This window comes from Cellulomonas sp. PS-H5, from assembly GCF_019265565.1.
Taxonomy (GTDB): domain Bacteria; phylum Actinomycetota; class Actinomycetes; order Actinomycetales; family Cellulomonadaceae; genus Cellulomonas.
In genome coordinates this window covers 1-14,570 of the sequence record NZ_JAHVCI010000076.1, presented here as the reverse complement: position 1 = coordinate 14,570, position 14,570 = coordinate 1, and the positions used below count along the sequence as shown (strand labels likewise).

The window sequence follows — 14,570 nt, the reverse complement described above, 5'->3', positions numbered from 1 at the left end:
GGGCGCCGGCTCCATGGCGGCCGGGACCGCCTCGGCCGGCGCGGCGGGCGACGCGGCCTGCTCCGCCGGCGGCACCGCACCGCGGCTCCAGCCGTCCCGCAGCGGGTCCGTGGGGAGCGGCCCGCCGTACCAGTCCTCGATGAGCGCCCGGGCGATCGACGTCCCCGGGGGCAGCACGACCGACCCGGACTCCACCTCGGCGCGCAGCGTCTCCCGGTCGAACCAGCGCGCGGCGCGCAGCTCGTCGCCGTCCACGGTGATCTCGGTGGACAGCGCCCGGGCGCGGAAGCCCAGCATCAGCGACGCGGGGAACGGCCACGGCTGGCTGCCCCGGTACTCGACCTCGCCGACGACGACGGCGGTCTCCTCGCGCGCCTCCCGGCGGATCGCGTGCTCGACCGACTCCCCCGGCTCGACGAAGCCCGCGAGCGTCGAGAACCGGTGCGTCGGCCACGCAGCCGAGTTCGCGAGCAGCAGCCGGTCGTCCTCGTCGACGACCGCCATGATCACGGCGGGGTCCGTCCGCGGGTAGTGGTCCGACCCGTCGACCGGGCAGCGGCGCACCCAGCCGCTCGACACCGGCTGGGTCTCGGCACCGCACCGCGGGCAGCGCGGGTAGCGGACGTGCCACTCGTAGAGCGCGACCGCGGCCGTCGCGAGGCCGGCGTCCCGCGCCGACAGCTCGCCGCCGACCTCGCGCAGCGCGGTCCACTCGTCGCCCGCGGGCAGCGCGGCGGTCCCACCCTCGGGGACGTGGTGCGCCAGGTAGGCGGGGCCCTCGGGCCGGGCCTCGCCGGGCGCGACACCGGGCACCCGGTCCGCGTCGTCGTAGCCGAGGAACGCCCACCGCTCCGCCAACGACGAACTCGGCGCGCGCAGCGCGGCCTCCTGGGGCGTGTAGAGCGCGAGGGCCGGGCGTCGGCCGCGGCGGCGGGTCACGACCCGGCCGCCGGAGACCAGCAGCACGCGGGTGGAGGCGTCGTCGAGCAGCGCGGGCAGCAGGTCCTCGTCACCGCGGAGGTCCGCGGCCCGGTCCGTGACCGTCCGCGACAGAGGGAGGTCGGAGGCGAACACGTCGCCACCGTACGCGTCGCGCGCGCCGGTCGCAGTCGACGGCCGACCGCAGGCGGTGCGACCCGCGCCACGTCCGCCGGGCGACCGCGCGGTGACACGCCCGGCGCCGCGCGGACCGGCCCCGGGCGCGCCGGGGTCCTACCCTGGGACGGTGCGTTCTCCCCTTGCTCTCGCCGCTCTCGCGACCGTCGCCGTCCCGGGCTTCGACGCCCGCGAGGTGCGGGCCGCCGCGGCCGCGGGGGACGACGACGTCGCCCTGGTGACCGACGGGCAGCGCCGGCACTGGGTCGTCCGCGCGCCGCGGAACGCCGCCGCGGGAGCCGCGCTCGAGGCCGAGCTGGTGCTGCTCGGCGCGCTCGGGGACCACGTCGACGCCGGGAAGCTGCCGTTCGACGTGCCGCGGGTCGCGGGCGCCGCGCCGCTCGAGGAGGGTGGTCGCGTGGTCGTGCACCGCGAGCTGCCGGGCCGCCCGGTCGACCTGGAGCGCGTCGCGCCCGGCCCCGGCATCGCCGCGTCGCTCGGCCGCTCGATCGCGGCGCTGCACGAGCTGCCGGTGGCGCTCGTCGAGGACGCGGGGCTGCCGGTGTACGACGCGGCCGCGTACCGCGCGCGCCGGCTCGCGGAGGTCGACGAGGCCGCCCGCACCGGCCGGGTGCCCGCCACGCTGCTGCGGCGGTGGGAGGAGCGGCTCGAGGACGTCGCGGTGTGGAAGTTCGCGCCCGTCGTCGTGCACGGCGATCTCTCGGCCGACCACGTGCTCGTCGCGGACGGGGCGGTCACCGGGGTGACGTCCTGGGGCGAGGCCAAGGTCGCCGACCCCGCCGACGACCTCGCGTGGCTGCTCGTCGCCGCGCCGCAGGACTCGGTCGACTCGATCATGGAGGCGTACCAGCTGCGCCGCACCGAGCTCACCGACCCGCACCTCGCGGACCGCGCGCTGCTCGCGGGCGAGCTCGCGCTGGCGCGCTGGCTGCTCTACGGGGTGCGGTCCGGCGACGACGAGGTGGTCGCGGACGCGGTCCAGATGCTCGACGAGCTGGACGAGCAGACCCGCGACGTCGCGGAGCCGGGCGCGGCCCCGCTCTGACACGCGCGGCCCCCCCCCCCCCGGGTCCGCGACCTCCGCCGGGCTCGCGCGCGTCAGGTCCGCGGGCCGTCCGTGGCAGCGAGGAGCAGGCGCTCGATCTCGTCCGCGCCCAGCAGCCGCGCCGGGCGCACCGTGCGGCCCGCGCCGACGTAGCAGAAGGCCGCGCTCACCCGGTCGAGCGGGGTGCCCGTCCACCGGGACCACGCGAGCCGGTAGACCGCGAGCTGCAGCTCGCGCACCGCGGTGGCGTCCGGGTCGGTGGGCGGGGCGCCGGTCTTCCAGTCGACGACGACCACCGCGTCCCGGTCGCCCGGGCGGTCGGGGTCGCGGAACACCGCGTCGATCCGCGAGCGCAGCACGTAGCCGGCAACGGTCGTCTCGACGTCGACCTCGACCGCGACCGGCTCCAGCGCGGCCCACGGGGTCGCGAGGAACGCGGCGCGCAGCGCGGCCTCGTCGGCGTCGACCGGGACCGAGTCGTCGTCTGCGCCGGGCAGGTCGTCGAGGTCGACCAGCGCCGGCGACCCGAAGAATCCCTCGACCCACGCGTGGAACTGGGTGCCGCGCCGGGCCTGCGGCGACGGGCGGTTGGGCACCGGCCGGCGCAGCGCCCGGGCGAACTCGCCGCTGTCGGCGGCCAGCCGGACCACGGCGGACGCGGACAGGTGCGCGGGCAGCTCGACCTCCGGTCGCGGCCGGGACTCCAGCGCGCGCTCGGCGAGCAGCAGGTCGACCGTGCGGTCCCAGGCCGTCCGGCGCGCCGCGCCGTCGCCGCCCGCCGCCCGCTCGTCCCGGGCCGCGCGCACCGCCGCCGCGGCCGCCTCGACCGCGGCTCGCCGCACCGGTCCGCCCTCGGCGTCGCCGCCGAACGGGTCCGCGGGCCACACCGCGCCCGCCGCCTCCTGCGTCCGCGGGTTCTCCGTGCCCTCGTCGGGCAGGTCGGCCCAGCCGGCGACCCGCGCCAGCCCGGCGTCGACCACCTCGGTGAGGAACAGCGACGGCGGCCGCACCCGCGACCCGTCGCCCCACCACGCGCCGGTCAGCAGCAGCGCGGCCCGCGCCCGGGTGAACGCCACGTAGGCGAGCCGGCGCTCCTCGGCGACCTGGTGGTCGCCCGCGTCCAGCAGGAACTGCTTGCGCCGCTCCTCCAGGTCCTTCGGGTCTGCGGCGCCGGCGTAGGCGAGGTCGGGCAGGTCGTGCCGGTCGCCGCGCAGCGGGTACGGCAGCTCGCCCAGGCCGGTGAGCCAGGCGGAGTCGGTCGGGCCGTTCGGTCCCTGGGTGCGGGTGGCGGGCAGCCCGCCGTCGACCAGGCCGGCCACGGCGACCGCGTCCCACTCCAGCCCCTTGGCCGCGTGCACCGTGATGAGCTGGACGGCGTCGGGGTCCGGCTCGGCGACCGGCATGTCGAGGCCGTGCTCGTGCGCGTCGGCCGACTCCAGCCAGGCGAGGAAACCGCCGAGGGTCGGGTCGTCGGTGGCGTCGGCGTACCGCACCGCGACCTCGCGGAACGCGTCGAGGTGCGCGCGCGCCCGGCCCGGGGCGACGCCCGCGCGGGACGCGACCTCGATGTCGAGGCCCCACAGCCGCTCGGCGTGCGCGACCAGCTCCGGGAGCGACAGGTAGGTGTGCTGCCGGACGGCGCGCAGCACCTCGCCGACGGCCGTGACGCGGGCCAGGCCCGTCGGGGTGAGGCCGCGGCCGGACGGGCTCCGCCAGCCGGGTGGGGGCGGGGAGTCGACCGCGTCGACGATGCTGCGCTCGTCGACGACGTCGGCCACGACCGGGGCGGGCTCGGCGGTGCCGTCGCCGGGGATCCCCGCCGACGGGGCACCGTCGATCGCGACGCCGTCGCCCGCGAGGGCACCGGGGCCGTCGTCCGCACGCCCGGCGTCCGTCGGGTCCGCCGCGCCGCTCCCGGCACCGCCCGCACGCCCGGCGCCCGCACCCGCGGCGTCAGCGCCCCCGGCGCCCGCATCCCCGGCGCTCGACGCCGCCCGGTCCCGCGCCACGGCCGCCGCCGCCCGCGCGTCGAGCCCCCGCGCCAGGTGCGCCGACCAGTCCGCGAGCGCGTGCAGGTCCGCCGCGCCGAGCATCGTCCGCGCCCCGGTGAGCAGCCGCATGAGCGCGTCCCCGCGCGACGGGTCGTGCGCCGCCTGCAGGAGCGCCACGACGTCGACCACCTCGGGCGTGTTGAGCAGCCCGCCGAGGCCGACGACCTCCACCGGCAGCCCCGCCGCCCGCAGCGCCCGGTGCAGCACCGGGAACTGCGCGCGCTTGCGGCACAGCACCGCCGCCGTGACGCGCGCGCCGCCGGGCGCGGGCACGCCGCCGTCGACGCCCGGGCCGCCCTCGGGCCGCCAGCGCGCGGCGACGAACTCGGCGACGGCCTGCGCCTCCTCCTCCAGCGTGGGCGCGAGGTGCGCGATCACCTCGCCGGCTCCCGCTCCGGGCCGGGCGCCGAGCGTCGGCAGGGCCACGCGGGCCTTCTCCGGGCGGCGCAGGGGCGCGGCGACGTGGTTGGCGGCGTCGAGCACCGCGACGTCGTTCCGCCAGGAGGTCGACAGCGCGTAGACCGCCGCCGGCCGCCGGTCGCCGTCGTCGGCCACGTCCGGGAAGTCGGTCGGGAACCGCTCGAGCCCTCCCGCGCTCGCGCCCCGCCAGCCGTAGATCGACTGGTGCGGGTCGCCGACCGCCGTGACCGGGTGCCCGCCGCCGAACAGCTCCGAGAGCAGGATCAGCTGCGCGTAGGAGGTGTCCTGGTACTCGTCGAGCAGCACGACCCGGAACCGGGCCCGCTCCCCCCCACCGACCTCGGGCACGTCGCGGGCCAGCCGGGCGGCGATCGCGACCTGGTCGCCGAAGTCGAGGGCGTCCGCCGCGCGCTTGCGCTCCCGGTACGCCGCGACGAGGTCGAGCATCCGCTGCCGCTCGCGCAGCGACGCGACGAGCTCGCGCACCTTGGCGTACGGCTGCCGCGGCGGCGTGCCGGGCGGGGTCGCCTCGATGTCGTCGACGATCCCCTCGATGCGGCGGCGCGCCTCGTCGGCGTCGATGAGGTGCTCGTCGAGCGCGCCGGACAGGGTCAGCACCGCCTCGACCACGGTCGACACGGCGGCGGACGAGTCGAGGTCGGCGGTCCACGACTCGACGACCTCGCTGGCCAGCTGCCACTGCGCGGCCTCGCCGAGCAGCCGCGCGGACGGCTCGACGCCGATCCGCAGGCCGTGGTCCCCGACCAGCGACGCCGCGTACGCGTTGTACGTGGAGATGGTCGGCCGGGCGACGGTGAGCAGCGCCGCCCCGCCGTCGGCCGCGTCCTCGGCGACGGACAGCCCGGGCAGGTGCACGCCCTCGACCGCAGCGGCGCGCGCGAGGTGCCGCAGCCGGCGGCGGACGCGCTCCGCGAGCTCGCCGGCGGCCTTGCGGGTGAACGTGAGGCCGAGGACCTCCTCGGGCGCGACCAGCCCGTTCGCGAGCAGCCAGACGACGCGCGCGGACATGGTCTCGGTCTTGCCCGATCCCGCGCCCGCCACGACGAGCGCGGGACTCAGGGGCGACTCGATGACCGCGACCTGCTCGTCGGTCGGCGGGTCGCGCCGCAGCAGCCGCGCGATGTCCAGGGCCGAGAGCGTCGCGGCGAGGGCCGGCGCGGTCACGCGACCACCTGCCCGCCCTCGTCGCGCAGCGGGCAGGACCGGCGCACGGGGCAGCGGTCGCACAGGGTGTTCGCGGTCGCGGCGAACGACGAGGCGGCCATCCGCTCCGCCACCTCCTCGATGTGGGTCCGGGCCCAGGACGGGTCGTCGGGGGCGTCCGGGCCGAGTGCGGGCTGCTCGCGCAGCGCGGCCTTGTTCTTGTTGACGTCCGACACGAAGACCAGCTGCGCCCCCGCGCTGACCGCCCCCGGGGTCAGGCCCTCGACCGCGCCGGCGTCCACGGCGAGCTGGTACGCGCCGAGCTGCGGGTTGGTCGTGGCCTCCTGCGCCGACGGCGCCGTCCGGCCGGTCTTCAGGTCGACGACCCGGACCGGCACCGCCGCGCCGCCGTCGGCCTCGCCGTCGGGGTCCACGGCCGGACCCGGCTCGGCCCGCTCCACCCGGTCCAGCGTCCCGCGCACCACCGCCCGGTCGAGCTCGAGCTCGAACCGCGCCTCGATCGCGAGCGGCTCGCCCGCCTTCTCCAGGTAGTCCGCGAGCCGCCCGACCATCGCCTCCGCGCGCCGCCGCTCCAGCGTCGCGGGCCAGCCGTGCCCGAGCCCGAGCTCCGGCCACCGCCGGTCGAGCTCCGCCATCAGCGCCTCCCGGCCGCCTCGCGGGTGGGTCTGCGCGAGGGCGTGCACGAGCGTGCCGAGCGACTGCCGCGCGCTGCTCGGCGCCGTGCCTCCCGCGGCCTCCAGCGCCCAGCGCAGCGTGCAGGTGCCGGCGGTCTCGATCCGCGACGGCGACACCGGCACCCGCTGGCCCTCGGCCCACAGCGGCGCGTCGCTCGACGGGTCGGCGAGACCGTGCCACTCCGCGGGGTCGGCGCCCGGGACGCCCTCGTCGGCGAGGCGCGCGAGCACGGCGGCGGCGTCCGCGTCGGGGGCGCCCGCGCGGGCGGACTGCTCCAGCCGGCCGCGCAGCTGCGCCACCAGGCCGCGCAGGTCGAGCGGCGCGGGCGCAGCGGTCCGTCGGGGGTCGTCGTCCTCGTCGTTCGGCTCGACGAGGTCGAGGAACGGCGACGGCTGGTCGTCCTCGTCGGACACCGCGGTCACGAGCAGCACCCGCCGGGCGCGCGACACGGCGACGTGGAAGGAGCGCAGCTCGTCGGCGAGCACCGCGGCCCGGGCGGCGGCGCCGGCCTCGGCCGCGGCGTGCGCGTCCGCAGGGGCGGCGTCCGCGCCAGCCGCCCGGCCCGCGCCGCGCCCCGCCAGCACGTCGACCAGCGCCTGCGACCCGAGCAGCGAGTCGCGAAGCCGCAGGTCGGGCCACACGCCCTCCTGCACGCCCGCGACCGCGACGACGTCCCACTCCCGCCCCGCGGCGCCGGCGGGCGTCAGCACGGACACGGCGTCCCGGCGGGCGCGCGCGGCGATCGTGTCGGACGGCAGCTCCTGGGCCTCGACCCACTCGAGGAACGCGGCCGCGCGGGCCTGCGGCATCCGGTCGACGAAGGTCTCGGCGGCGCGGAACAGGGCCAGCACGGCGTCGAGGTCCCGGTCCGCGCGCGCCCCGCCCGGGCCGCCCGCGAGCGCCGACCGCCGCCACGGCTCGGCCAGGCCCGACGCGTCCCAGATCGCCCACAGCACGGCCTGCGCGTCCGCGCCCGGCGCCGCGGCCGCCTCCCGGCCCGCCGCGAGGACGGTGGCGATCCGGGCGACGGGCCGGCGCACCACCGGCTGCAGCGCGGCCGCGGCCGCCGGGCTCAGCAGCACCTCGACCAGCAGCTCGTCGCTCGCGCGCCCGCCGCCGAGCGCCACCTCCTCCGCCCGCAGGCTGCGGCGCAGCCGGCGCAGGCCCACCGCGTCCATCCCGCCCAGCGGCGAGCAGCACAGCCGCGCGGCGAGCTCGGCGTCCAGGGCGGAGCCGCCGGCGTCCGGGCCCAGCGCGACGCGCAGGGCGTCGAGCAGCGGGCGCACCGCGGGCTCGTCGCGGAGCGGCACGTCGCTGCCCACCACGGCGACCGGCACCTGCGCGGAGCCGAGCGCGCGGCGCAGCGCGGTGACCTGGCCGCCGGACCGGGCGATCACGGCCATCTCGGCCCAGGGGGTGCCGTCCTCCAGGTGCGCGCGGCGCAGGGCGTGGGCGACCCAGGCGGCCTCCTGCGCGGGGCTGGGCAGCACCGCGGCCCGGAGCACGTCGCGCGGGACGGCGGCGGGGCCGCCGGGCAGCGGCGTGCTTCCCGCCCCACCGTCCAGGGCCGCCGCGCGTCCCGGCTCGCCGGCCGGCGTCGGCACGCCCCCGACCTCGCCGCCCTGCGTCGGCACCCCGCCGGCCGCGGGCGCCCCGGTCCCCGGCACCGGCAGCGCCCGCCGGTGCGCCGCGCCGCCGACCACCGCGATCCGCTCGGCCACCCGGGCCGCCACGCCGCGCAGCACCGGCCCGTGCCGCCGCACGCCGTCGAGCACCAGCCGCGCGGCTCCGAGCTCGCCCGGCCCCGTCCCGGCCACGTCCGCCCGCCCGACCAGTGCCGGCGTCGCCCCGCGGAACGTCTGCACGGCGGCGTCGGGGTCGGCGAGCAGCAGCAGCCGCGCACCGTCGTCCTGCAGCACGCGCAGCAGCCGCGCCGTCGCCTCGGTCGCCTCCTGGTAGTCGTCGACCACCACCAGCCGCCACCGCGGGCGGGGCCCGGGCAGCTCGTCCTCCCAGGTGCGCAGCACCTCGGCCGCCTCCTCGACGACGACCGCCGGGTCGTAGCGCGCGCCGGCGTCGGGCGTGCCCGCCCGCAGCGTGGTCACGTCCACGTACTCCTGGTACAGGCCCGCGGCCGCCACCCACTCGGGCCGGCCGTGCCGCTCGCCGAGCAGCGCCAGGTCCTCCGGCTCGACGCCGCGCTCGGCCGCGCGCATGACGAGGTCGCGCAGCTCGCCGCGGAACGCGCGCAGCGTGAGCGCCTCCTCCGGCACGCCGGCGGGCCAGGCCAGCGGCACGCCCTCCCCCGCCGCGTGGCCGGCGAGCAGCTCGGCGAGCGCGAGGTCCTGCTCGGGCCCGGAGATGAGGGTCGGCGCCGGGTCCCCGAGGAGCGCCGCGCGCGCCCGCAGCACCGCGAACGCCGCCGCGGCCGGGGTGCGCACCATCGCCTGGCCCGTCGTGCGCCGGACCCGCGCGCCGATCCGGTCGCGCAGCTCGGCGGCCGCGCGGCGCCCGGACGCGAGCACCAGCACCTCGTCCGGCGACGGCAGGTCCGGCGAGGGGAACAGCCCGTCGTCGTCCGCCCCCAGCGCCGCCGCCACCGCCTCGACGGCGAGCAGGGTCTTGCCCGTGCCCGCCGCGCCGACGACCAGCAGCGCGGGGTCGGCGCCCGCCACCACCCGGTCGACCACGGCCCGCTGGTCCGCGCCGAGCCGGACCGGCGCCGGCACGTCCGCGAGCGCGGGCCGCACGAGGCGCAGCCCGGCCGCGGGGGGCGGGCCGGCGGGGGTCGGGGTCACGGCCCGATCCCATCACACGCCACCGACACCCGAGGCACCCCGACCGGGCGCGTCCCGAGCCCGTCGGCGGGGCCCTCGAAGGGCAGCCGGGCCGGTGCGTGCGTAGCTGCGGACGCCCCGCTGAGCGCCCGCCCGCCGTGGCTATCATCGCCCGATGGACCAGCCTCCCGCCGGCCGCGGACGCCCGGCGCGCATGCCCCGCGCGCTCCGCCGTGCGCAGGTCCTGGCGATCGCCCAGGAGCTGTTCACGTCCGAGGGCTTCCACCACGTGTCGATGGACGACATCGCCGACCGCGCCGAGGTGAGCAAGCCGGTGCTGTACCGGCACTTCCCGTCCAAGCTCGACCTCTACCTCACGGTCGTCGACGCCCGCGGGGACGAGCTGCTCTCCGCCGTCGACGCCGCCGTGGCCATGCACCCGCCGGGCGAGGTCCGGCCGCACGACGCCCGCGCGATCCTCACCGGCGTGGTGCGGGCGTACGTGGACTTCGTCGACGGCGCCGGGGAGTCGTCCGCCCTGCTGTTCGAGTCCGACGTCCGGCACGACCTGGAGGTGCGCGCGCGGGTCGAGCGGGCCACCGAGGCCGTCACCCGCCGGCTGCAGTCCGTCCTCGGCGAGGTCGCGGGCGTGCCGGCGGAGACCGCCGCCCTGCTCGCGCCGTCCGTCGCCGCGATGGCCCAGGCCGCCGCGACCCGCCGGCTCCGGTCGCCCGACGGCAGCACGGCTCGGGACACGGCCACGCTGGTCGCCCGGCTGGCGTGGGGCGGTGTCGCCGACTTCGTGCCCGGGGACGCCGGGGCCGCCGCGGACCCCGGCCCCGAGCCGGACGACGTGTCCACCCAGGGCGAACGCGGCCCGCTGGACGGCCCCGGGGACGTCCGCCCGGCCTAGGATGACCGGACAGCGACACGACGGACGAGGAGACGACGAAGCGTGGACATCACGATCGGTGTGCAGAACCTGCCCCGCGAGCTGGTGATCGAGTCGGACCAGACGGCCGACGAGGTCACCGCCGCCGTCACCGAGGCCCTGAACGGCAAGCCGGTGCTCGAGCTGACCGACAACCGGGGCCGGCGCGTCATCGTGCCGTCCGCCTCGATCGGGTACGTCGAGATCGGCACGGAGTCGAAGGGCCGCGTCGGCTTCGGCGCGATCTGAGCGGCACCCGCAGACGCAGCGACGCCCCGCACCGGTGATCCGGTGCGGGGCGCCGTCGTCTCCGGGGCTGCCGCCGTCAGGCCGTCAGGCCCAGGCGCGACATGCGGCGGGTGTGCTCCGCGGTGAGCTCGCCGAACAGCTTCGCTGGGGCCGCACCGTCGGCCGCGGCGGCCGGCGCCTCCGCGGCGGGCGCGGCGGGCGGCTCCTCGGCCGCGGCCCGGGCCTCCGCCTCGCGGCGGGTCACCAGCCGGCCCAGGGCGGGGTGCGCGGACATCGCCTGCTGGACGACGCCGAGCGCCTCGCCGACCAGCCGGCGGCCCCACAGCGCGAGCCGGGACACCAGCACCTCGTCCTGCGCCCCGGCGGCCTCGAGCTCGCCGACGGCGAGGTTCGCGTGCGCCGCGTCGTCCAGCACCTCGAGCAGGAGCGCGCGCGACCGGTCGTCGACGGCGGACGCCGCGATCCGGCAGAAGTCGTCGGACACGCCGTCGGCCACGTAGGACCGGAGCAGCCGCTCCCACCAGGTGCTGGGCTGCGTGCGCGAGTCGAAGTCCTCGAGCAGCCGCGCGTAAGCGCCGAGGCACCGCTCGGGCTCCCCGCCCAGCTCGACGACGCGGGCGAGCACCCGGTCCCGGCGGTCGACCGCGGCGGCGGCCAGCCGGCTGAGCTCGAGCTGCTGGGCGGTGGTGGGGGCGACGCGGGCGTCCTCGGCGAGCCGGTTGAACGCGACGTGCTGCAGGTGGGCGACCAGCCCGAGCAGCTCGACGGTGTCGGCGGCCTCGGGGGCGTGCTGCGCCGGCGGCTGGGCCTGCGGCTGGGCGTCGTGAGCGACCTCGGTCATCCGTCCAGCGTAGCGCCGTGCCCGCAGCGGGCCTCGCCCGGGCCGGGTGCACCCGGCTACGATGGGGCCAGCTGAGGGACACCGGACGCGACCTGGAGGCGGGGAGGCGCGTCGCCCGTCTCGTGCACCCGGAGGGTCCCTCGTGTCCGCCCTGAGCGCCTACGCGCGTCTGTTCCGCCTGGCCGGCCCGGCCTACGTCCTCGTCGCCTTCCTCGGCCGCCTGCCGATGGCGATGGCCCAGCTCGGCACCCTGCTGCTCGTCTCGACCGCCACCGGCACCTACGGGCTCGGCGGCCTCGCCGCGGGCGCGCTCGCCGTCGCGAACGCGGTCGGCGCGCCGGTCGCCGGCGGCCTCGCCGACCGGTACGGCCAGCGCCCGGTCGTCCTCGTGCAGTCGCTCGCGGGCGCGGCCTCGCTCGGCGCGCTGACCCTGCTCGCGCACCAGGGCGCGGGCGGTGCCGCGCTCGTCGCGGTCGCCGCCGTCACGGGGCTCGCCCTGCCGCAGGTCGGGCCGCTCGCCCGCGTCCGCTGGCGCCCGATCACCGCCGGCACCGGCCCCGAGCAGCGCCGCCTGGTCGACGCCGCGTTCTCCTACGAGGGCGCGGTCGACGAGGCGTCGTTCGCCATCGGCCCGGCCCTGGTCGGCGTCGTCGCCGTGTGGCTGTCCCCCGCCGGCGCGCTCGTCACCGCCGCCGTCCTGCTGGCCGTGTTCGGCACCGCGTTCGCCCTGCACCCGACCGCCCGGCGCACCGCGACCGGCCCGCACGCCCGCCCCTCCGGCCGGCTGCTCACCCCGGCGTTCGCGGTGCTCGTCGTGGCGCAGGCGGCGGTCGGCGTGCTGTTCGGCGCCACCCAGACCGGCACCACCGTGCTCGCGACCCAGGCGGGCCAGCCCGGGCTCGCGGGCCTGATCCACGCCGTGCTCGGCGTCGGCAGCGCGGCCGCCGGCATCGGCACCGCGTTCATCCCGGCGCGGATCGGGCAGGAGCGCCGGGTGCTCGTCGCCGCGTGCGCGCTCGTCGCGCTGTCCTGGCCGCTGCTGCTGGTCGACTCCCTGCCCGCGCTGACCGCCGCCGTCGCGGTGCTCGGGTTCGCCGTCGCGCCGTACATGATCGGGGTGTTCTCGCTGGGCGAGAGGGTCGTCCCCGCCGGGCGCACCGGCGCCGCGATGACGGCCCTCGCCTCGGCGACCGGCGTCGGCTACGCGCTCGGGTCGAGCATCGCCGGGCGGCTCGCGGACGCGTCCGGGCACACCGCCGCGTTCGCGGTCACGGTGACGACGACCGTCGTGGCGCTGCTGGTCGCGGCGACGCAGCAGCGCCGGCTGCGGTCCGCCGTGCTGACGGCGGTGACCGCGCGCGAGGCGGACGGGGGCACCGCCGAGCTGCGATCCCCGGAGGGGGCCGTCGCGGGCTGACGACCGGCCGCGCGTCGGAGCGGACGGGGCGGCGCGGGGACCGTGTGCCGGTCCCGGCGCGGTTCGGGCGCTCTCCGCCAGGCCCCCGGCACGCCTGCCGCCCGCCGCCTCCCCGCGGTCCGGGCGCCCCTGCGCGTATCATCGGGCGTGTTCATCGGTTGCCCGGTCGTCCCGACCACGGTGCGCCGAGCGAACCGCGGCGCCCACGGCGCCCGGCCCGCTCTCGCTGACTTGCACGATCGGCTGCCGGACCACCTGTGGCGATGCCCGTCGCGGACCCCCTCGCGGGGCGCGACGCGCGGCACGCCACCTTCACGAGTGAAGAGCAGTCCGTGACCTCGACCGAACCCAGCACCACCGACGCCCTCGCGCCCGAGGACGTGGCGGTGGAGACCATCGACACCCCGACCGCCGCCTCCGTGCAGGCCGCCGACGTGACCTTCGCGGACTTCGACGTCCGCCCCGAGATCGTCCAGGCGCTCGCCGACGCCGGCATCAGCACCCCGTTCCCCATCCAGGCGATGACCCTGCCCGTGGCGCTGTCCGGCCACGACATCATCGGCCAGGCCAAGACCGGCACCGGCAAGACCCTCGGCTTCGGCGTCCCGCTGCTGCACCGCGTCGTCGCCCCCGGCGAGGAGGGCTTCGACACCCTGCCCGCGCCCGGCAAGCCGCAGGCGATCGTCATCGTCCCGACCCGCGAGCTCGCGGTGCAGGTCGCCGGCGACCTGGAAACGGCGTCCAAGCGGCGCTCCGTCCGCATCGCGCTGCTCTACGGCGGCCGCGCGTACGAGCCGCAGATCGAGATGCTGCAGCGCGGCGTCGAGGTCGTCGTCGGCACCCCGGGCCGCATGATCGACCTGATGAACCAGGGCCACCTGGACCTGTCGCGCATCAAGTGCGTCGTGCTGGACGAGGCCGACGAGATGCTGGACCTCGGCTTCCTGCCCGACGTCGAGAAGCTGCTGGCCCGCACCCCCGCCTCGCGACACACGATGCTGTTCTCGGCCACCATGCCGGGCGCCGTCGTCGCGATGGCCCGCCGCTACATGACCCAGCCGACGCACATCCGCGCCAGCGAGCCGGACGACGCCGGCCAGACGGTCAAGAACATCAAGCAGGTCGTCTACCGCGCGCACGCGCTCGACAAGGTCGAGGTGCTCGCCCGGATCCTGCAGTCCGAGGGCCGCGGCCTGACCATCGTGTTCGCCCGCACCAAGCGCACCGCCGCGAAGGTCGCCGACGAGCTCGTCGAGCGCGGGTTCGCCGCCGGCGCGCTGCACGGCGACCTCGGCCAGGGCGCCCGCGAGCAGGCGCTGCGCGCGTTCCGCAACGGCAAGGTCGACGTCCTCGTCGCGACCGACGTCGCCGCGCGCGGCATCGACGTCGACGACGTCACGCACGTCGTGAACTACCAGTGCCCCGAGGACGAGAAGACCTACCTGCACCGCACCGGCCGCACCGGCCGCGCGGGGCACAAGGGCACGGCCGTCACGTTCGTCGACTGGGACGACGTCCCGCGCTGGTCGCTGATCGACAAGGCGCTGGAGCTCGGCTTCCCGGAGCCGCAGGAGACGTACTCCTCCTCGCCGCACCTGTACACCGACCTCGGCATCCCCGAGGGCACCACCGGGCGCCTGCCGCGCTCGAAGCGGACCCGCGAGGGCCTGGACGCCGAGGTGCTCGAAGACCTGGGCGAGACCGGCAAGCGGCACTCGTCGGGCCGGGACTCCGGCTCGCGCGACGGCGGCCGCGGCGGCCGGGACTCCGGCGGGCGCGGCGGCTCCGGCTCCCGCGACGGCGGGCGCGGCGAGGGCCGCGGGCGGTCCGAGGGCGGCGCACGGTCCGAGGGCGGCGAGGGCG

At 78.6% G+C, this 14,570-nt stretch carries 9 protein-coding genes; 5 read left to right on the top strand and 4 right to left on the bottom strand.

What is annotated here, in order from left to right:
• On the bottom strand, positions 1 to 1,074 hold a 1,074-nt coding region (nudC, locus tag J5O08_RS18920), incomplete at its 3' end, for an NAD(+) diphosphatase (RefSeq protein WP_218708454.1).
• A 151-nt stretch (positions 1,075 to 1,225) separates the two neighbouring features.
• On the opposite strand from nudC, the gene J5O08_RS18915 reads away from it, so the two are divergent.
• Positions 1,226 to 2,161: a phosphotransferase gene (locus J5O08_RS18915; protein WP_217617152.1), complete on the top strand. Its 936-nt coding sequence runs from the start codon at positions 1,226 to 1,228 to the stop codon at positions 2,159 to 2,161.
• A 53-nt stretch (positions 2,162 to 2,214) separates the two neighbouring features.
• Here the strand turns inward: J5O08_RS18915 and J5O08_RS21275 are convergent, their stop codons facing one another.
• Together J5O08_RS21275 and J5O08_RS21270 are read right to left on the bottom strand one after the other, a co-directional pair.
• Positions 2,215 to 5,817 carry an ATP-dependent DNA helicase gene (locus J5O08_RS21275; RefSeq protein ID WP_308281724.1) on the bottom strand — a complete coding sequence of 1,201 codons (3,603 nt, stop codon included), beginning with the start codon at positions 5,815 to 5,817 and terminating at the stop codon, positions 2,215 to 2,217.
• Complete coding sequence (locus tag J5O08_RS21270) at positions 5,814 to 9,290, bottom strand: PD-(D/E)XK nuclease family protein (protein ID WP_308281723.1); 3,477 nt, start codon at positions 9,288 to 9,290, stop codon at positions 5,814 to 5,816. Before J5O08_RS21270 ends, J5O08_RS21275 begins: the two co-directional genes overlap by 4 nt.
• Positions 9,291 to 9,444: 154 nt before the next feature.
• On the opposite strand from J5O08_RS21270, the gene J5O08_RS18905 reads away from it, so the two are divergent.
• Positions 9,445 to 10,182 carry a TetR/AcrR family transcriptional regulator gene (locus J5O08_RS18905; protein WP_218708453.1) on the top strand — a complete coding sequence of 246 codons (738 nt, stop codon included), beginning with the start codon at positions 9,445 to 9,447 and terminating at the stop codon, positions 10,180 to 10,182.
• 42 nt (positions 10,183 to 10,224) lie between these two features.
• Positions 10,225 to 10,449, top strand: coding sequence for a DUF3107 domain-containing protein (locus J5O08_RS18900; RefSeq protein ID WP_147794234.1), 225 nt, complete (start codon positions 10,225 to 10,227; stop codon positions 10,447 to 10,449).
• 76 nt (positions 10,450 to 10,525) lie between these two features.
• Here the strand turns inward: J5O08_RS18900 and J5O08_RS18895 are convergent, their stop codons facing one another.
• Positions 10,526 to 11,290, bottom strand: a complete 765-nt coding sequence (locus tag J5O08_RS18895; protein ID WP_218708452.1) for a ferritin-like fold-containing protein — start codon at positions 11,288 to 11,290, stop codon at positions 10,526 to 10,528.
• 142 nt (positions 11,291 to 11,432) lie between these two features.
• Here J5O08_RS18895 and J5O08_RS18890 point away from each other — a divergent pair, with 142 nt between their 5' ends.
• Together J5O08_RS18890 and J5O08_RS18885 are read left to right on the top strand one after the other, a co-directional pair.
• Positions 11,433 to 12,707, top strand: a complete 1,275-nt coding sequence (locus J5O08_RS18890) for an MFS transporter (protein ID WP_218708451.1) — start codon at positions 11,433 to 11,435, stop codon at positions 12,705 to 12,707.
• A gap of 380 nt (positions 12,708 to 13,087) precedes the next feature.
• Positions 13,088 to 14,570 (top strand): DEAD/DEAH box helicase (locus tag J5O08_RS18885; RefSeq protein ID WP_308281725.1); only part of this gene is annotated, 1,483 nt, incomplete at its 3' end.

Excerpts from the sequence above, each read along its gene's own strand:
- J5O08_RS18895 (WP_218708452.1), bottom strand. The coding sequence starts at position 11,290 with ATGACCGAGGTCGCTCACGACGCCCAGCCGCAGGCCCAGCCGCCGGCG.
- J5O08_RS18905 (WP_218708453.1), top strand. The coding sequence starts at position 9,445 with ATGGACCAGCCTCCCGCCGGCCGCGGACGCCCGGCGCGCATGCCCCGC.